We start from the raw sequence: 19830 nt of genomic DNA on the forward strand, positions 1-19830 counted from the left end.
TCTGAGTAAAGAGACTGGGACGAAGTAGAAAAGAGCTTGGAACAACGAAGAATATAAAACTTATCTAATTTATTCAGTTGGTTAGCTGTTTTTTCAGAAGTTGGATCGGTCAATTACTGCCCCTCAGCAATTCATCAGCTTTTCATTAGGGGGGCTTTGTGGCCTTGCTCTGTGCCTTTGGGTTCAATGGCGGGCAAGTAATAACAACAGAGCGCAAAGCCTATGTACTGTAATAATAACAAACGTTTTATTTACCCTTTGGGACAGGTCTTCAATCATTTCGCCTGTGTGGCTGAGCACCTTAAGCCAGGGTTGAGCCTGTGTGCCAGGCGGCCATTCGTTCTGGTACTGATGTACGCCCTTGCCATGATGGGGATATCTCCATTCGTTCATGCGCAATCGCGCGAAGCACAGATCATTGAACGCACGGTAGCGGCTTATGGTGGTGAGCATTTACAGACCTTGCCGGGCATCTCGGTCAGCGAAACCTTGTATCACTATTCTCAATGGCTGAGCGGCCATGCTTTGCAGGGGCCCATGGTCACTTATTTAAGCGAGCTGCAAAATGACTATCGTATTGATTTTGTCGCTCAGCGTAAGGTATTTAAACAGGCTAATTCGCGCCGGGTGGGCAGTCATGGCAGTAATGCACCGGAAGTGATCCACCGGTTGTTTGCAGGCAACCAAGGGACGAGCATTGATCATGCACTACAACGTTACCAACCCAGGGCGCGTATCACCTTTGACAACACCACATTGGGCTATGAAGCCATGCTGGATACCCTGATCGTGCGTAAGCTGGCGCAGCTTAAGCAACCCAGCCAGTGGCTGGATACGGCGTATATTGCGGGTGTACCCCACGATGTGATAGCGGTACCGCTGGATGATAACCCGCAAACCAGTCACACTCTTTATCTCAACCAAAACAACGGGCTATTGAGCCGGATGATGACCGAGCAGCAGGGCAAAAAGCGCTTTTATGACTTTATGGCTCATCGCAACAGCGGGGCCATTCGCTGGGCATCACACGTGCTTGTCAGCACCGCGGATGGCCCGCAGTATCACAGTAAAGCACGCACTGTCACGGTCGGTAAGCCTGTGGATGCGTCGTTCCAGACTCCAGCGGCGTATCAGCGCGCACCTGCGGTAACGCCTTTTGATGTCTCTGAACTGACCGTGCGTGAGCTGGCAAGCGGTGTTTATTTTGTCGGCCAGGATTGGGGCTACAGCTTATTTGTTGATGCTGGTGATTATCTGATCTCGGCGGGTACCTGGCAGATGAACGAACAGGCTGGCGCCGGGACCGGGTCATGGGCAAAAGCTCTGGCCAGGTTAAGGCACAGCACCTCACTCAGCAAACCCGTGAAATACCATATTGTGACGCACCATCATACCGACCACCTGAGAGGGCTGCGGGATACGCTGGCTGAAAACACCACCTTGCTGGTGCACCCGGCAGACAAAAACGCAGTGGCGGAAGCGCTGGGCCCACACGTCAGAATGGAATCTATCCCGGCGTCTTACACCCTGGCCGGGGGAAAAATCCGCCTGCTGGATGTGCCCAACAGCCATGCCGCGCACAATCTGGTGGTGTACCTGCCGCGCTCGCAGATTCTGCTGACGGAGGATATGTTCGGCAGCAGCTTTGAGCTGGCATTGCATTCACCGGCACGCTGGCCGGATCTCGACACCTATTATCGCCTTGATGGACTGGTGGAGAGGCTGAACGAGCTGGGTATTAAAGTCGCTCGGTATGTGTCTTCCCATCATGGCAGAGTGCTGAGTCAGGCCGATATCGACCGCGCCATGGCAATGCCACGCACGGAGCGCCCGGTATTGTTGCAGCGTTTATTTGAGGGCGAGTAAGAAAAGCGGCGCACACGAGTAGGCGAGTGCGCCGCTTGGTTGTGGCTAACCGGGGCGGTTACTCATAACGGAGTATCAATGAAGGACGGGTGCTGGCGGCTTTAAAAGCCAGACAGGCCACAGTCAGCCAGGTAATGGCCAGCACGCCCAGCGTGGCGGCGGCGTAAACCCAGGCGGTCTGCTCAATGCGTTCGTTAAAGTTGCTCAGCCAGGTGTTCATCACCCAATAACTCACAGGTATGGCCAGCAGAGCGCCAATGCCAACGATACTCATGAACTCCCTGGATAAAATGGTCACTATGCTGATGCGAGAAGCCCCCAGCACTTTGCGTACGGCCACTTCTTTTTGCCGACGAATGGTAGCGAATGATGCCAAACCTAAAATGCCCATGCAGGTTAGTACAATCGACAGCGTGCTGAACAGCAGCACCAGTTGCTGCATTCTGAACTCATTGATATGAGCGCGCTGATAGTCGTCTTCAATCAGACTGATCTCCACCTCTGGCATCGCCAGCTCATCGCGTATAATTTGCCCGGCCTGGCGTACCACCTGCGCTTTGTTTGCGCCGGGTTGCAGCTTCATCACCAAAGTGCCAATGGCGACATTGATATCGCCAGCGGTCAGTAATACCGGGAGTTGCTGCTGACGCGCTGAGCCAATTTTGATGTCTCTGACAATGCCAACTACCGTAGCGCGGGCGCGGCCCGAGTGTGAGCTGAGGGTTTGACCAATCAGCACGCTGGGGTCGTCGTAGCCGGCTTGTTTTGCCAGGCTCTGTGACAGCAATACGGAAAATGACCGAATGTTATCATCGCTGGTCTGGATCCAGTCACTGGCAAACTGAGGAGAAAAATCGCGTCCGGCTATCAGCTCCAGTCCCAGGGTTTCAACCGCATGAAAGCCTGTGGCTATGGTCGGTTGCGTGCCTTCCAGGCGCTCACCATTTGGGAACACTAAAAACAGTTCTGAGGTCATGTCGTTTGTCAGCAAAGTATCCGACTGAGTGACCTGGGCAACGCCATCCAAAGCGCTCAGAGTTCTTAGTACCCGGGGCTGAGCTTCCTGATACAGTGCCTCTGCGGGCAGGTTTTTGATGATCAGCCGGTCGTTTTTCGCATACCCCACTGGCAGGTCGTTGATCAATGCCATCTGCTGGTACACCACGGCAGCCGCCACAATCAGCGCCACAGACAAGGCCCCTTGCAGCCCCAGTGTGAGTTTGCGCACCCAGATGGCGGTTTTACCACGTTGCAGATCGCCACTGAGCACCCGTTTGGCACTAAACGAGGCAATGAACAGTGCAGGATACAGACCAGATATCACCCCGATCAGCACGACCACGGCCATGACCGCCACCAAAAACAGCGGCGAAAAACTCAATGACAAGCTGCGCTCCAGCAATTGATTGGCGTAGGGGATCATCATTTCCACCAGCGCCAGCGCCACCAGCGCGGCAATCAGAACAATAAACAAAGACTCCGTTAAAAACTGGGTGATCAATTGTGTTTTACTGGCGCCCAACGCTTTACGCACGCCCACTTCTTTGGCGCGCTTTGCCGCACCGGCAATGTTGAGGTTAATAAAGTTCACACTGGCGATGACCAGCAGCAAAATGGTTAACGCAATACACACCTGCATCACCAGGCGCGAGCCTCCTTGTTTCATCTCAAACGGACCACTGCTGTTAAAGTGCAGCTCCGACAGGCGGCTAAGCTCCAGTGCTCTGAGTTTACGCCGGCCGGTCGATTGCGCGCGCATGGTTTCTGTCATCTGCTGAGCGATAAGTGCTGCATCTGCGCCCTCAGTCAGACGCATATAAACATAGCCGATAAAGGGCATTTTGGTCGCTTTGGGCAGCGCTGTGAGGGTGTCAAACACAAAGTGGGTGTTGTCCGGTAAGTCATCAAAGACGGCGGCAATCTCGTATTGACCGCGCTGGTACGACAGGGTTTTTCCCACCGCGTCAATGTTGCCAAACAGGCGTAGCGCCTCGGCGCGACTGATGGCCAACAGGCCCGGTCGGCTCAGGGCGGTGTTGAGGTCGCCGTGCAACACCGTCATAGAGATAAACTCCGGTAAATTGTCCGTCGCCAGATAGACCTTGCTCAGGCGCACCTGCTCTCCGGCCACACTGACATCCAGCGCCATCGGCTCGGCCGAGTAAGCCAGGTTGTCGGTTGAAACCAGCATCATCACGTCTTCCACCTGAGCATGATTTTGCATGTTCAGGGCATGCTGTGAATCGGACGCGGCGATCAGTTGCAGGCCCCAGGCGCGGTAGTCGGTATGCACCCGGTAGACGCGCTCGGCATTGGGGTGCTGCTTGTCAAAAGACAGTTCATAGGCGCCAAACAGCGCCACCATTATGGCTGCCGCCAGGCCGATGCTAAAGCCAGCCAGATTCAGGGCAAAGTGGCGGGTGTCTTTTTTAATCGCCCTGAGCGTGGTTTTAAAATAGTTCACTAACATAACGGGGTCTTCCTTCTTATTCCGGGCGTTAAGCGGCTGGCGAAACACTGTTGGCTTTGTCCAGCATTACCTGGCCATCAAGCAGCCTTACCAGGCGATCGGCATAAGCCCCTTCTTTTTCGGAGTGGGTGACCACAATCACTGTGGTGCCTTCGCGGTTCAGCTCTCGCAGCATGGCCATCACTTCTTCGCCATTTCTGGAATCCAGGTTACCGGTGGGCTCGTCCGCCAGGATCAGTTTGGGGTTGATCACCAGGGCCCGGGCAACGGCCACCCGCTGTTGCTGACCGCCCGATAACTGCTGCGGCAGGTGATCGGCGCGGTGATCAATGGCAACCCGTTTTAAAATCGCCTCAACACGTTGTTTTCGTTCGGCTTTAGAGATGTTTTGGTATTGTAGTGGCAGCTCGACATTTTCGAATACGGTCAGCTCGTCAATCAGATTAAAGCTCTGAAAAACAAAGCCGATGGAGGCTTTACGCAGCGCTGCAAGGCGTTTTTCGTTGTACCCGGCAATGTCGGTGCCGGCAAATTCAAACGCGCCGGAAGTGGGCGAGTCGAGCATACCCAAAATTGACAGCAGGGTTGATTTACCGCAGCCCGAGGGGCCCATAATGGCCAGAAACTCGCCTTCATTAACCTGTAGGTTAATCTCGCTCAGCGCTGTGGTTTCTACGTCTTCGGTACGAAATACCCGGCTTAGGTTGGTTAGTTTAATCATCTTCAATTCCTTCAGGCTGTTGTTATTCTGGTTCTAGTTCAGTTGTAATGTCTGTGCTTTATCAAACTGGCTGTAGCTGGAGGTGATCACCTGATCGCCCGGTGCCAGTCCTTCTAATATTTCAAAGTAATCGCGGTTTTTCTTGCCCAGTACTATGTCTTTGCGCACCGCACGGTCACCCGCCAGCACATAAACCCAGTTACCGCCGCTGCTGGTATAAAACGCGCCGCGGTTGATCAGCAGGGCATTGTTATTGCTGTCTCCCAGCATCAGCGCGACATCCAGGTTCTGACCGCGCTTGATGCCAGCCAGCCCCGCAGGCAGTGCCACTTCAACCTGAAACTGCGCGTTGGTGACCCGGCTGTCAATTTTGCTCACCCGCGCGTTAACCTGCTCGCTGCCCAGCGAGACCTGTACCGCCATGCCGCTGTGCACCTGGTTCAGATAAAACTCATCGAGACGCACTGTGAGTTTGTATTCGTCGGGGATATCTATCTGACCGAGGCGTGCGCCACGCTCTTTCGATTCGCCAATTTCAACGTCCAGCTCACTCAGATAGCCAGAGACCGGCGCTTTGATCAGCAGATTGTCCAGATTGTGGCGGGCAAACTTAAGGTTCTTTTGCAGCATCTCGGCGCTGTCTTCGAGCTGGGCAACCTGCACCTCACGTATGGTGTTTTCCTGCTTCTGGCGATCCAGTGTCAGCTCCTTGCGGGCCTGGTAGTAAGCGAGATCGTCTTTTATTTCATCCAGGGTGTCCTGCGCCAGCACGCCTTTTTCGGCCAGCTTAACCGACTGCGTGTAGCGCCTTTTCAGATGGTTGATCTGCAGCTCTATTTCCAGCAGGTCGCGACGCAGATTGAGGCGACTGGTTTCCATGTTCATTTGTGTGTTACGCAAAAAGTTAAGCTGCTCGGTCACCTGGGCTTCGCGGCTCATCACATCCAGTTGCAGGTTAGTGTTACTCAGGCGCACCAGTGGCTGCCCCTGTTCAACATACTCGCCCTGCTCAACCAGACGCTCTTCAACCCGCCCGCCTGCCACGGTGTCGAGGTAGATGGTGGTTTTTGGTACCACCTGGCCGCGCAGACTCAGCGCATCAATAAACTGGCCTTGCTGTACGGTGCTGATGGTCAGGCTGTTAAGCGCCACCGTCTGACTGCGCCCGGTGCTGCCGGGTTGGGTAAAGGCATAGGCCAGAGCGGTGGCCAGTATCAGACCGACGGCCACGCCCGTTTTCAGGTGTTTTTGTAATCCTGAACGTTCAATTTTCTTATCCATAGTGCCACTCCTGTTGTCGATTCTTTGCAGGTATATGTACTCAGTTAATCAAGCGGCGTGCCAAAAGTTAAAAATCAATAAATACAGTTGGTTATTGGGTTTTTGTAAGAGGGTGCTGAGCACAAGTGTCCGCTAATAGAACAGTGCTGTTTGTGCAACTGCCCATAAATGGACACATCCATGTGCAATGCGCTAAGCTAGCAGGCAAATAAAAATAAAACAGGGACAGCGTGTGAGTGCAAAACAACCCGGGACCATTTTAGTGGTGGACGATAATCCGGATATTCTGATTGCGGCAAGGCTGCTGCTCAAACAACACTACCAGGTCGTAAAAACCACCGACAACCCGTTCGATATAGAAGACATGGTCAAGGCCCATGGCATTGAAGTGATCCTGCTGGACATGAACTTTAATCGCGATGCCATTAGCGGTCAGGAAGGGTTTTACTGGCTGAAGAAAATCATCCACCAGGACCCCAGTATTGTGATACTACTGATGACTGCCTATGGCGATATTCAGCTGGCGGTCGATGCCATCAAGGCCGGGGCGGCGGACTTTATTGCTAAGCCCTGGCAAAACGAGCAGTTGCTAGGCGCCGTAGCGGCGGCATTTGCCCATGCTAAAGATAAGCAGCAGCTGGGTAAGCTGACCCGCCAGACGCAGGGGCTCAATCAGGCCTTAACTGAATCTTCAACGGGCCCGGCGTTTGATTTTCTGGGCCAAAGTGCGGCCATGCAGCAGGTGTTTGCCACCATAGACAAAGCGGCTCAGTCAGATGCCAATATTCTGATCACCGGGGAGAGTGGCACAGGTAAAGAGCTGGCCGCCCATGCCATTCATCGCGCCAGTCTGCGTTCAGCGCAGCCGATGATCAGCCTGGATATGGGGGCGATTTCCGAAAGCCTGTTCGAAAGCGAGCTGTTTGGCCATAAGAAGGGCGCGTTTACCGACGCCAAAACTGATAAAATAGGGCGCTTTGAACTGGCCAGTGGCGGCTCACTGTTTCTTGATGAGCTGGGGAACCTGCCTTTACAGCAGCAGGCCACCTTGCTGGCAGCGCTACAAAATCGCTGTGTAACGCCGGTGGGCGGCACAAAAGCGCTCGGGGTCGATATCCGGCTGATCTGTGCAACCAACGACAACCTGCAACAGGCGGTTAATGAAGGGCGTTTCAGGCAGGATCTGCTGTATCGTATTAACACTGTCGAAATTCGTCTGCCGCCGCTGCGTGAGCGCAGCGAGGATATTCCGTTGCTGGTGAACTATTATCTGACGCACTTTGCACACAAATACAAACGCACATTGCAGATCGCTGAGCAGGATATGGTCGCGCTGTGTGGCTACACCTGGCCTGGCAATGTGCGCGAGCTGGCCCATGCCATTGAGCGCGCGGTGATCCTGTCTGACGGTGGCAGGCTGGATATCAGCTCAGTGCTAGGTGCAAATTCGGCGGCTCAGAGCGAGCCGGACAAAGGCCCTGATGGCGATTACGATACATTCGATTTAGAGGTGCTGGAGCAGCGGGCAATTCGCGCTGCGCTCAAGCATTATCAGGGTAATGTCAGTCATGCCGCCAAAGCACTGGGATTAACCCGGGGTGCCATGTATCGGCGCCTGGAAAAATATGGTTTGTAGGGTCTGGTTATGCATAATCTGAAACGCCACCCCCGCTGGTTGTTGGCCATACAGCTGGGTGTTTTGTGCATGCTGGTCAGCGGCGCAACGGGGCATTATCTTCAGGGGGGGCTCAGTGCCAGCTGGTTGTTATTGTTGTTGCTGATAGCCGTGTGTGGGGGCGCGGTGTTTACCCTGTTTGGCCAGCAGCAAAGGCAAAGCACGGCGGTGATCCGGGCGCTGGTAAACGGCGACAGCACGTTGCGGCTGGGCCCCAGCCATCCGCTCAATCAGGAGTATGACGAGATCCGCCACACCTTGCAGGCAGCGCGTTTTAAAGCCGAGCAGCAGGCGCAGTTTTTTCAGGCTTTATTGCTGCACATTGAACTGGCGGTGCTGGTTTGTGATAACGACGGTAAGGTGATTGAATCCAATCCGGCAGTGGCGCGCTTGCTGGGTAAGCCGGTAAGCTGTGTGCGGGAGCTTGAACACCTGGGCGAATTAATTCAGCGCTGTGATACCCAGTTAAAAACCAGTGCGCCCTGGCAGCGTGGTGAGCAGCAGGATACCTTGTCGGTGCAGATCAGCGTGGCACAAATTCAGGGCCAGATCCGCAAGGTGATCACACTGACATCCATCCACAATGCACTGATCAACAAAGAGCAGCAGGCTTATAAGCGTCTGACCCGGGTATTAACTCATGAGGTGGCTAATTCTATTACCCCTTTGTCCTCGATTGCTCAGTCCTGTCGTGGGCTATTACCCGATACGTTATGTTTTGATGATGAGGACGATAAAGACGACCTGGTTTTGGCGCTGAACACATTGGCGGCCCGTACCGAGCATTTAGGGGAATTTATCACCCGCTTCAGAGCGCTCAGCAGTTTGCCGCGCCCGAGCCTGAAGCCCACCGCTTTGGCACCTTTGCTGGAGCGGTTAGTCGTGCTGCACAAAAAGCAGCTTGATGAGGCGGGGATCCGCTGTGAGCTGACGTTCTCAACTAAACTGTTAGTAATGCTGGATCCCGGACAGGTTGAGCAGGTGTTGATCAATCTGTTCACGAATGCCATTCAGGCCATGGCACAGACACAGCCGGGGAGCGCGCAACAAACAGGCGATCCGGTTATTCACCTGACGCTGGCTCAGAACGACGCGCAGCAGGTGTATGTGGAAGTTCGCGATAATGGCCCGGGTGTGGAGCCCCATGTGGTGGATATGATGTTTGTGCCTTTTTTTACCACCAAACAGCAGGGCTCGGGTATTGGCCTGAGCCTGTCGCGGCAGATCATGGTCAGTCATGGCGGCGACCTTATCTATCTGCAAAAACCTCAGGGTGCCTGCTTTCGTTGTGTGTTTGGCTGAGCCTTGTGCGCGCTAATAGTTAATATGCAGGCTCAGCTCAACGGTTCTTGGTGAGGCAATGGCAGCCTGCGCCGGGTAAAAAATATCTGCCCAGGGTACATAGGCTTCGTTTAGCAGGTTGCGCACATTGAGGTTGATCCTGGCGTGCTCAAACTGATAGGCGGCGAACAGGGTAACCGTTTCATAGCGTGCAAAGGTCACTGAATTTTGAAAGTTACCGTAGCGGTCACTGACATGGCGCACACCACCGCCAATCTCCAGCGGTAAGCCCATAATCTGATCCCAGCTAAACCAGGCGTTGGCCACAATTTCAGGCACATTCGGTGGAATATGCCCGCTGGCATTGACGCCAAAATCCGGATCGACAAAGGATTCATAGCGGGCGTCGGTATAGGCAATATTACCTCCCAAGCGAAAATGCTCGGTTGGCTGGCTGGTGATGGCCAGCTCCAGTCCACTTGCCACATGAGTCCCTGAGTTGCCCACGGTATCGTGGGATGTGAGCAGCAGGATATTGCGCCGCGCGATATCGAACCAGGCTACGGTCAGCTCGCTCTGCCATGCGCTCAGTAGTGCTTTGATGCCAAATTCGTACTGACGAATATCGGTGAAATCAAAGTTCTCATTGGCATTGACCAGGTAAATATTAGATCCCACAGGGTCGTGTCCGGTGCTCCAGTGGGCATACGCGCTAAGCGATTCGCTGAGTTGATAGCTGGTGCCCAGCTGATAGGCAAGTGGCGTAAAGGTGCGTTCAAAACTGTCATCGGCAAGAAAATTGCCAGATACGTCATAATTGTCCCGGTCCAGCCGGATGTGGTCGCGGCGCAGCCCGCCAAACAGACGCCAGCCCGGGGTGACGGACAGGGTATTGTTAAGATAGATGCCCCACTGGCGAATGTCGGTTGGGCTGAGGTGTTTGTCTAAGGTGCCGAACTGACCGGCAACGGGGGCAAATAAAGAGACGCTGTCGCCCTCGGGAAAGCCCCTTTCGCGGCTAAAGTCGGTGGCTTTAAATTCCGCGCCAAAGGCCAGCTGGTGGGGCTGGTTCGCGATTTTGTGGCGATATACCACTTCAAACTTATTGCCATAAAAGGTGTGGTCGTGAAAAACAAAAAAACGGTCCCGCTCAACCAATCCGCTGGCCGGGTTAAAGACATAGCTTTCGGCGTTTTGCCAGGCGCGATCGGCTTTAAAATGGAACAGCGTATTGCTGAGCGACAGCGCGTCTGTGAGCTGCCAGTTGACACTCAGGCGCGACCACAGGTGCTCGGAGTCAGAGCGGCTGTCTGCCACATTGTAGTTGAGATAACGAGTTTGCAGATCCAGCACCCGATCGTCGGTGCTGGTGACGATGTCGCTGACCGGATCCCTGGCTGCATCAACCGGGACTAACGGGGTACCCCAGTAAGCAGGGAGGTCATCCTCCAGATAATCAAAGCTCACCAGCCAGCTGAGGTCCGCTGTGGGTTGCCAGAGCAGAGATGCTGTCGCATTGAGAGAATGAGACTGAGTCTGCGCAACCCAGCCATCGGACTGCGTTTTATTCACATCGACCCGCGCAGCAGCGCTTGACGACATGGGCAGGTTCAACCCTACTCCCCATTCCCGGGTGTCAAAGCGTGACTGAGATACAAAGGCTTCGCCGCTTACTGGCGCGTCCAGCTGCGGCTTACGGGTGATCATGTTGATCACACCGGATGCGGTGCCCTGGCCAAATTGTAGTGTGGCTGGCCCTTTGACGACCTCGATTTGTTGCAGGTTAAAGGTATTGTGGGGGCGCATGGTCATCGAAACCGGGCCGAGTTTAATGCCATCGCGCACTACAGAGACAGAATCGCGAATATAGCCACGCATGGCAAAGCTCGAAGGCTCGGCGGGTGACTCGCCCGATATGACGCCCACCAGGTTCTCGACTGCGCCGGTCACTGAGGTCAGGCCGCGCGCACGCATGGTTTTACGTTCGATGACATCGATACTGAAGGGCAGATATAGCGTGCTCAGGTTAAATGGATTGGCACTGACTGGGGTGGTCTCCAGGTTCAGGTCGCGCACGGCCGAGCCACTGAGGGTGACATTGAGTAATTCATCGAGGCTCAACTCGAATAGGTCTGTTTCCTCGGTGGCTCGAATAGTGGCAGCAAATAGCCAGAGACAGCACAGCAGTAGCGCATGACAGGCCTTCAGCGCATGGGGTATTATCATTCAGAATCATATTATTAAACTTATGTTTACTTAGTGTAGCTCAGGATATCAAAGCCGTGTCAGTGCTTCTGTCAATTGCGCGCAACTTATTCGTCTGGCCCCGAAGGTGCTGTCATCTCATAACAGGGGGAGCTGCAAAGTAAAACAGGCGCCTGACAGCGCATCCGAGTCACGGACACTGAGTTCCCCCTGGTGCCATTGCGCTATCCGCTGTGCCAGTGCCAGACCAAGCCCGAAACCACTGCGTTGTGTGTTGATTGCGCTGGTGGCGCGGACAAACGGCTTGAAAATATGTAGAGCGTCTGGTGGGGAGATACCCATGCCGTTGTCATGCACTGCCAGTATGGCGTGTTCGCCCTGGCAGGTTAACTCCAGCCGCACTTGTCCCCGGCCATATTTTTGCGCATTCCCCAGCAGGTTATTGAGCAATGTGCTGAGATAAAAGGCATCCCCGCTCAGTTGTACGGGCGTATCAGGGAGGATGAGGTCGATTGTCAGTGAGGACGTTTCAAACGCCGCGCAGGTTTTTTTGATCAGCTGGCACAAGTCGAGCGGCTGACTGGATCTGTTATGTATGGTCTGATCCAACCTGGCGTAATTCAGCAAAGTATCAATGAGCCTGGAGAGGGTATCCAGATCGCGGTTGATCCTGGCTTCATAGTGACGCCGTTTGTCGGGATCGGTGGTTTCTTCCAGTGTATCCATACCGAGACGGATCCGCGCCAATGGTGTGCGCAGCTCGTGTGACATGGCACCGCTGAGCAGTTTGACGTCCTGCACCAGGTACTCAATGCGTTCAGCCATGTGGTTAAAATCACGCTCCAGGTCGCGTAAATATAGTACAGATCCAACCTGTAGGCGTTGCGACAGGTCGCCGGCACCAAATTGCTGGGCAGCCCGACGTAGTCTGAGCAGCCGCAGTAAGAAGGGCAGCAGCCAGATCAGTATCAAGGCCATGACAGCCGCGTAAAACAAGCCCGTCAGCCACCAGGCCAGGCCACTGTGAGGTGCTACCTGGTCGCTTCGAATGACTAACAAATCATGGGTATTTGGCAGTCGATGCAAAAACAGTCGATGTTGATCGGTTTCCAGTTGGATCTGTTCATTGGCTTGTAACTTAGTTTGCAGTGCTGCGGGGAGCGGGAATGCCGCTGCCGGGACAATCTGTGGCTGCAAAAGCGACTGAGCAGGCCAGTGGTTCAGCAAAGAGTGCGGCGAATCTGTTGCAGCAACCAGGGCATGTATGTCCCGAGCCAGGTGCGCAAGCTGCGTCTGAGGCGTGTGTTGTAGCTGCTGGATTGGTGTGAAAACCTGGTAGAGGTGGTCAAACAGCCAGCTGGTGGCAATGGAAATGACCACGATGGCCAGCAGCAGTGACAGGGCAAAATGACGCATTACCAGGTTTCCCGAACCAATTGATACCCCTGCCCCCAGACAGTTTTGATGCGAAAGGGCGCAACCGGGTTGTCACCGAGTTTTTTGCGTAACCGTGAGATGCGCAAATCGATGGAGCGATCAAATCCATCGTATTCAAATCCGCGTAACGACTGGGTGAGGAAGTCCCGGGTGACCAGCTCGCCGGCTGACTTGGCTAACAGCCAGAGTAAATCAAACTCTTTGGACGAAACGTCAATCGTCTGGCCCTGTAAGGTCACGGTTCGGGCGCTTTTGTCCACTAACAGGCCTTGTATCTGGATACTTGCAGTATTCTGAGGGGCATCAGGTTCAGCATTGGTTGCGCCGTGGCGACGCAGTAGTGCACGGATGCGGGCGAGTAATACCCGTGCTCGCACCGGTTTGGTGAGGTAATCATCGGCACCCATTTCCAGCCCCAGCACTTCGTCCATATCTTCATCTCGTGCCGTTAGCATCAGAATTGGACCGGGATACTGAGGCCTGACCTGTTTACAAACGTCCAGTCCATCCAAACCGGGCAGCATGCCGTCAAGAATGACCAGATCCGGATTCAGGTTCAGGATCTGCTGCGGAGCAGCATCGCCACGATGGCACAGGCTGACGGTAAAGGACTTTTCCGTCAGGTAGTCACAGATCCAGTGTGCCAGTTCGTGGTCATCCTCTATCAGTAACAGGTGTGTATTTGGTGTTGTTGTCATCAGAACATTCGCCATCTTACGCGTGTGTTTTTACTTTTATTATAGACCCAGGCATAGGTTAACTGGGTGCTGGCCAGCGTGTTTTGCTGGTTATCTTGCAGGGCAAAGCGTACATTTTGGTTGAATTTAAGCGCCAATGTCAGTGTGCCTGCCGTGGTCTTTTGCCAACATTTTAGCGGTTGTTCACGATTGGATTGAGTCAGGCAGTAGTGCCCCTGAGTATCGGCTTGCCAGTGGAGTGTCAGTTCGCTATGGCAGTACTCACCCTGGTGCAGCGCGACACATTGTTGCGGGCTCAGTGTCAGTGTCACCGGCGTACTCGCATCGGCCGGGTAATGGACTAGGGTTATGCCAGTAAAGGCTAAGGTGAAGATAAATTTATGCATTATCGGCCCCCTAAAAAACATAGCTGACGGACAGACCTAATCCCAGCGCGTTGCGACTGCGATTATCACCTCGTGCCAGATTACTCTGTATGATTGGGCTATCGACAATGGCGCTGGGGGTATGGTAGTAGCGTAAAGAGGCATCAAACAGCCAGTGCTCAGTGAGCGGATAGGTGACGCCGAGGTGCAGGCTGTGAGATAAGCCGCTACTGGCGATGTACTCGGGCAACCCGCTGATCCGGTTATTACTGTTATTCTCTGTGTTGTTGACGCCATAATAGTAATTCAGCATATCACCTGACAGATAATTAACCCGGTAAGCACTGAACACATGCCAGTTTTTTATTGTCCAGTGTTTACTGATCTGCGAACTCATGTAAGCACCCCGGTCATCACTCAGTTTCGGGGTGGCAATTAACTGAAATCGTAACCCGGACCAGATCCCACGAAAACGGACACCCAGATAATTAGTCGGATTTTTTGTAAAACGTAGCTCGGAGCCGTCCTGTTGAATGTATTTGGTATCGGCACCTGAGTGTGCCGATGAGGCCAGAAAATCCACATCCCAGTGTGCGTTGCGATACAAGTTGTAGCCCACGCTGGTGCTGCCGAGAATATTATTGGGCCCGCCCGGGACTTCAACAAACAGCCCGTTATCCCATTCATAGGCACCATTGATAAAGTAACCCAAGCCCGCACTGGCATCGCCAAATGGGCCTTGTCCGGCAAAAGCGCCAACGCCAACCGCGATAAACCCTTTGCTCTCGGTGTGTGGGTCCTGTGGTGACTCTGCCGCCTGTAGTGTTTGACTTATCAGCCCGGTCAGAGACAAGCAGCCTGCCAGGGTACGTATCATTACCTTGTTCATTGTTTTTATTCCTGTGGTCACATTTGATACGAACAGCTTAGCGAGCAGCTGAGGGGAAAACCGTAACAGTCACTACCAAAATGTATCAAAGTGTAGCGCAGGTTATATATAATTTAGGGACATACGTCTATCCCTCGAAATTGCCATTCTGGGTTATAACGCACACCGTGTGCTTATTTCAGGACCGCCGGCTCGGGCATCGCATCGGTCACAGGTTGAGTCTGTAAGGTCAGCCTTAGCGCCAGGCCTGGTGTCATCCGGTGGGCTGTTATCTGGCCTTGCTGAGCACTGATCAGTTGTGCGACCAGCGCCAGGCCAATCCCGGTTCCCTGAGTCGTGCGGGTTAGTTCATTGCCTCCCCGATAAAATAACTCAAATAGCTTATCACATTGCTGTTGCGACACACCGGGACCGTAGTCGCGGAACTCCAACTCCAGTTTGTCTCGACTGTGGTCGTTGCGTCTAAAGGTAATGTCGAGTTGTCTGCGTACCGGGTCGATGATGCCCTCGGCAGCAAAGAACTTGACGGCGTTTTCAGTAATGTTAATCACCACCTGCGCGAAGGCATCCTGATCAACTAACACGGCTGTCTCCTCAGACAAAGGAGACTCAATGACCATATTCAGGGTAAAGGCGTGTTTATCTAACAAGGTTGACGTCTTTGAACGAATAATATCGGCCAGCATAGTGACTGGCACGTAATCGGGATTAACCTGGCTCAGCCCGTCCTGATTTTGATGATTTAACCGTGTCAGGAGCAGGATATTGTCGATCAGACGGCTTAGCCGTTCACTTTCACTGTGCATAAAGCCGTAATAGTCCTGCCGGGCATCCGACGAGACCACAGTACCTGAGCGCAGCATTTCGGCATACATACGAATGGCGGTCAGGGGGGTTTTGAGTTCATGGCTGACCGAAGACACAAAATTCATTCTTTGCTCTGCAAGCGCCAGCTGCTTGACACTCAGTCGATAAAATCCGTAACAAGCACCGAGAATCGTCAATATCAGCAACAGGGCAAACACACTGCTGTACAACATGGTCGGACTCATTGGCAAAGAATGGGTCGTAAAGTGCAGTGTGAAGTTGTTAAATGGCCAGCGCAGGGGGCTGCTATATATGAACTGTTCATGCAGCTCTGCGGGGATCTCGGTTTGCGCCAGGCGGCGAGCAGATGACTGAGAACGGGTAAATAAAAAATGCACAGGCTCCGGCTGAGCTGCCATTGCGTTATACAATGTGTTGGAGCCGCTTGAACTATTTGCATCCAGCGTCAGTAGAACCGGGAGGTTAAACTGACTTTGGCTCAGATACTCACTGACAAGATTCAGTAAATAAGGCTCTCGCCTGACCAGGTAACCTTGTAACTTGCGCTGCGCGCCAACTTTGGGCAGACGATAGAAAATAAAGTAACCAGGCACATCAAACCACAGCTGGTACAGGCCGCTTTCTTTGCTTAACCCTTGCGACAGCTTACTCTGTAATGCTTCGGATTTCGCCAGGATCTGGTATATAAATTTTGCCCGATCGTAACGCTGTTGTAACTCGGGTGAGGCTTTCTTTTGCTCTGAACCAGGCTTCGCAATGTCTTTATCCGACAGGGGCTCTGGCCAGATTGGACTGTTGAACCGGCCTTGCGCATCAAACTGAAAATAACCGACCAACCCCTGAATAGGGCGGGTGGCCGTTGGTCTGGCAGGATCCAGATGTGATAGCACTGAGGGCATCTGCAGGGTTGCGTCGGTGAGTGGGTTGTACACCGCCTGATAGTAGTCAAATGCATTGACTGGCAGCGCATCGGTAAGCAATCGGCGTTTAAACATCTGGCGGTCAATTTGTAATATCAGATTGCGAGCCTGTTCCTGATAAGTGTGAAGCTGGTTCTGTTTAAGTTGTGCAAAACCAAAGTAGAGCACAATACCCAGTGGTAATAACAGGCATAGTAAAAAGGTATAGGCTTGCCAACGCAGTCGCTGTCTGCGTTGTGGATAGCTCATTAGTTGAGTGTTTTTAAACCACATCGCGATGCCGTTACTGAGTGTGCAATTGATAGCCTTCACCACGATGGGTGACCAGATGGCGTGGTGATTTAGGATCCTGCTCTATTTTTTTGCGCAACTTGGCAATATGAATATCGACCGTACGCGTATCTATGTCCCCCACGGTTTTATAGCCCCAAACCTGATGTAATAGCTCATCACGGCTGACGGGTTTGTTCTGACGTAGCAGGTAACTTAATAAACTGACCTCACGACGCGTGTACTTTACGGGCAGCTGATAAGATGTTCCGGTCAGTGTGTGTGGACAAACACTGACGTCTTTGCTCAGGATCAGCTCTCCGTCATGCTGGCTCCAGCCCGAGCGGCGTACCAGCGCATTGACGCGCAACACCAGTTCCGAGGTTGAAAAGGGTTTGGCCACATAGTCATCGGCGCCGAGGCTCAGGCCATTGATAATGTCCTGCTCAGTGCTTTTGGCCGTCAACATCATAATGGGTTGCGTTGCAGAGGTTTGTCTGAGCGCTTCGCAGATCTCAAAGCCGCTCATTGATGGCAACATGACATCCAGCAAAATACAGGCATAGTCGTTCTGTTGTGCACGCTTAAGGCCTTGTGCACCGTCCATTTCACTGTCGACGTCATAGCCATGAAAGACAAATAAATCGGTCAGACCACGCAGGATGGCTGGTTCATCTTCTACGATCAGCAGGGTGGGCTTCATCTTGTTGTTATTCCCTTTTTAGTCGCGGCCAGTGATGTGAAAAATCTAGCTGGTCCGGCGCCAAAGCGCACGTAAACTTTTGTAAAACCTGCGCCGTTTTATTTTACATAGCCTGCCTGTTGTCACGCCCATACGCCCACTAAAGTAGAGTGCATCGTCCCGTTGGAGAAGTCACCATGGATATAGTGAGAACGAAGAAAAGCCCCCTGTTAAGACATAGAGGCAAAGCGATGAGTGCACTGGGCTTGGTTGTGATGGCCAGCCTGGCTGTGTTTTTTAACCGCCATACTAGCGCGACCAACCTGGTAGATAAAGCCCCGTTGTTGATTGATACCGTTCGCCGGGGCGAGCTAAAAGTCACGGTACGAGGCAGCGGCGTGCTGGTACCCGCTCAGATCCGCTGGATAACGACCCCGGTAGATGGCCGGGTGGAACAGGTATTTAAGAAAGCCGGTGCGCAGGTAAAACAGGGGGATGTACTGCTGCAACTGAGTAACCCTGAACTGAAAGAGTCGCTTGAACAGGCGCGTTGGCAGCTACAGGCACTGGAGGCACAGATCCACGCGGAGCAGGTGACGCTGGAGTCTGCTTTGCTTGACCAGGAAATTGCGGTGATTGATGAAAAGCTAAACCTGGAACGCGCCGAACTGACCCTGGCTGCACAGGAAAAGCTGCTGGCTCAGGGGATCGTTGCCGTCTCTAAGATTGATTTTGAAGAAGTCAAAATCAATGTGGCCCAGTTTCGCCAGCGTTTTTTACTTGAGCAGCAGCGCCTTGATAAGCGGCGCGAAAACCTGGCAGCGCAGTTACGCGCTGGTAACGCAAGACTCAACAGTTTGCGCAAACAGGTCGAGCGCATTGAACAGCAGGTGAATGGGCTTACAGTGATAGCCACTATGGATAGTATTGTCCAGGCCATGCCTCTGGAGCCCGGACAGCAGATCAGTGCCGGGAGTAACCTGGCTATGCTGGCCAGAAATGATCAGTTTGTTGCCCAGCTGCGCGTACCGGAAAGCCAGATCAAAGATGTACAGATTGGTCAGGCTGTTGTGCTGGATACCCGGGCAAGTCAGATCAATGGCGCTGTACAGCGCATTGATCCGGCCGTCAGCGATAGCGCGGTGCTGGTGGAAGTTGCGCTCAGTGGAGCACTGCCCAAAGAAGTCCGTCCGGCCTTGAGTGTGGATGGGGTCATAGAGATAGCAACGCTTGCTGATACCTTGTTTGTTAAACGCCCGGTCATGGCCAGTGGATTTAGTCAGGCCAGCCTCTACCTGCTGGATCAGTCTGGCGAGCAGGCCAGTCGTCAGCCTCTGACATTTGGTCACATGTCCAGTCAGTACATTGAAATTGAACATGGTGCGACGGTCGGCACCCGTATCATTTTGTCGGACACGTCACACTGGCAGCACAGCAATGTGCGCTTTAGTCAGCCGTTTTCTGCGCAGTATTAGCCCTCACTCTACAGGAGCACCGAGTATGTCAACTCAACACCCAAACCATGAAATGCTGGTTGAGCTAAACCAGTTAAATAAAGTCTTTGTCAGCGATGATGTTGAAACCTGGGCGCTGAACAACATCAATTTGCGGATCTCAAAAGGGGAGTACCTTGCCATCACAGGGCCATCCGGCTGTGGTAAGTCGACCTTGCTGGCTCAGCTTGGCTTGTTGGATACCCCGACCGATGGTACCTACTGGCTGGCAGGGCACGATGCCGCACAGATAGACAAAAATGAACGCGCACGGATCCGGAACAAGGAAATTGGGTTCATTTTTCAGGCATTTAATTTGATCAGTGACTTGAATGTTGAGGATAACGTGGCCTTACCACTGACATATCGTCAGGACCTGAGCCGGGAGCAGCGACGTGCACGTGTCGCGGCGGCACTTGAGCAGGTGGAGATGGTTCACCGCGCCGGTCATTTTCCTGCTCAGTTATCTGGGGGGCAACAGCAACGGGTGGCCATCGCGCGGGCCATTGCCGGGGAGCCTGCGATTATTTTAGCGGATGAACCAACGGGCAACCTGGATTCCAAAAATGCCGCAGCTGTGATGGCACTGTTAGATACCCTGCACCATAACGGCGCGACGATTTGCATGGTAACCCACGATATGTCATCGGCATTACGTACCGGGCGGATCATCGAAATGAAGGACGGCGCAATTGTGTCGGACAGTCCCACGTCTGCCCGTGCTGCCCTTGCAGTGTAGTTAGCAATTT

At 53.3% G+C, this 19830-nt stretch carries 15 protein-coding genes; 5 read left to right on the forward strand and 10 right to left on the reverse strand.

Features of this window, described 5'->3' with window-relative positions; genetic code table 11:
* Positions 1 to 222 precede the first annotated feature (222 nt).
* Positions 223 to 1866: an MBL fold metallo-hydrolase gene (locus MHN33_RS05225; RefSeq protein ID WP_239396790.1), complete on the forward strand. Its 1644-nt coding sequence runs from the start codon at positions 223 to 225 to the stop codon at positions 1864 to 1866.
* Positions 1867 to 1924: 58 nt separating this feature from the next.
* Here the strand turns inward: MHN33_RS05225 and MHN33_RS05230 are convergent, their stop codons facing one another.
* Genes MHN33_RS05230 through MHN33_RS05240 form a run of 3 tightly spaced genes read right to left on the reverse strand, consistent with a single transcriptional unit; the run spans position 1925 to position 6338 of the window.
* Entirely contained in the window at positions 1925 to 4336 is a 2412-nt protein-coding gene (locus MHN33_RS05230; RefSeq protein ID WP_239396799.1) for an ABC transporter permease, read from the reverse strand.
* 28 nt (positions 4337 to 4364) lie between these two features.
* Positions 4365 to 5057, reverse strand: a complete 693-nt coding sequence (locus MHN33_RS05235) for an ABC transporter ATP-binding protein (protein ID WP_239396801.1) — start codon at positions 5055 to 5057, stop codon at positions 4365 to 4367.
* 33 nt (positions 5058 to 5090) lie between these two features.
* Positions 5091 to 6338, reverse strand: coding sequence for an HlyD family efflux transporter periplasmic adaptor subunit (locus tag MHN33_RS05240; RefSeq protein WP_239396803.1), 1248 nt, complete (start codon positions 6336 to 6338; stop codon positions 5091 to 5093).
* Between the two features lie 232 nt (positions 6339 to 6570).
* Between MHN33_RS05240 and MHN33_RS05245 the strand changes: the two genes are divergently transcribed.
* Complete coding sequence (locus MHN33_RS05245; protein ID WP_239396805.1) at positions 6571 to 7974, forward strand: sigma-54 dependent transcriptional regulator; 1404 nt, start codon at positions 6571 to 6573, stop codon at positions 7972 to 7974.
* Positions 7975 to 7983: 9 nt separating this feature from the next.
* Entirely contained in the window at positions 7984 to 9315 is a 1332-nt protein-coding gene (locus MHN33_RS05250; protein WP_239396816.1) for an ATP-binding protein, read from the forward strand.
* A gap of 12 nt (positions 9316 to 9327) precedes the next feature.
* Here MHN33_RS05250 and MHN33_RS05255 read toward each other — a convergent pair whose 3' ends face one another.
* The 7 genes from MHN33_RS05255 to MHN33_RS05285 all read right to left on the reverse strand — a co-directional run bounded on the left by MHN33_RS05255 (position 9328) and on the right by MHN33_RS05285 (position 17609).
* Positions 9328 to 11520 carry a TonB-dependent receptor gene (locus MHN33_RS05255; protein ID WP_239396818.1) on the reverse strand — a complete coding sequence of 731 codons (2193 nt, stop codon included), beginning with the start codon at positions 11518 to 11520 and terminating at the stop codon, positions 9328 to 9330.
* A 117-nt stretch (positions 11521 to 11637) separates the two neighbouring features.
* Positions 11638 to 12915: an ATP-binding protein gene (locus MHN33_RS05260; protein WP_239396831.1), complete on the reverse strand. Its 1278-nt coding sequence runs from the start codon at positions 12913 to 12915 to the stop codon at positions 11638 to 11640.
* Entirely contained in the window at positions 12915 to 13634 is a 720-nt protein-coding gene (locus tag MHN33_RS05265) for a response regulator transcription factor (protein WP_239396833.1), read from the reverse strand. Before MHN33_RS05265 ends, MHN33_RS05260 begins: the two co-directional genes overlap by 1 nt.
* Positions 13634 to 14020: a DUF3019 domain-containing protein gene (locus MHN33_RS05270; RefSeq protein ID WP_239396835.1), complete on the reverse strand. Its 387-nt coding sequence runs from the start codon at positions 14018 to 14020 to the stop codon at positions 13634 to 13636. The genes MHN33_RS05265 and MHN33_RS05270 overlap by 1 nt, the downstream gene beginning before the upstream one ends.
* Before the next feature lie 10 nt (positions 14021 to 14030).
* A complete protein-coding gene (locus MHN33_RS05275) occupies positions 14031 to 14888 on the reverse strand; it encodes a MipA/OmpV family protein (protein WP_239396837.1) in 858 nt (285 codons plus the stop codon).
* A 173-nt stretch (positions 14889 to 15061) separates the two neighbouring features.
* Positions 15062 to 16885, reverse strand: coding sequence for a HAMP domain-containing sensor histidine kinase (locus tag MHN33_RS05280; RefSeq protein WP_239396839.1), 1824 nt, complete (start codon positions 16883 to 16885; stop codon positions 15062 to 15064).
* Between the two features lie 34 nt (positions 16886 to 16919).
* On the reverse strand, positions 16920 to 17609 hold the full coding sequence (locus tag MHN33_RS05285; RefSeq protein WP_239396841.1) for a response regulator transcription factor: 690 nt from the start codon (positions 17607 to 17609) through the stop codon (positions 16920 to 16922).
* A gap of 176 nt (positions 17610 to 17785) precedes the next feature.
* On the opposite strand from MHN33_RS05285, the gene MHN33_RS05290 reads away from it, so the two are divergent.
* Both MHN33_RS05290 and MHN33_RS05295 read left to right on the forward strand, forming a co-directional pair.
* The gene (locus MHN33_RS05290) at positions 17786 to 19063 is read left to right on the forward strand and encodes an HlyD family efflux transporter periplasmic adaptor subunit (protein ID WP_239396843.1); all 1278 of its coding nucleotides are present in this window, start codon (positions 17786 to 17788) and stop codon (positions 19061 to 19063) included.
* Between the two features lie 25 nt (positions 19064 to 19088).
* Entirely contained in the window at positions 19089 to 19820 is a 732-nt protein-coding gene (locus MHN33_RS05295) for an ABC transporter ATP-binding protein (RefSeq protein ID WP_239396845.1), read from the forward strand.
* Positions 19821 to 19830 lie beyond the last annotated feature (10 nt).

Source organism: Pseudoalteromonas sp. OOF1S-7 (genome assembly GCF_022347765.1).
Taxonomy (GTDB): domain Bacteria; phylum Pseudomonadota; class Gammaproteobacteria; order Enterobacterales; family Alteromonadaceae; genus Pseudoalteromonas.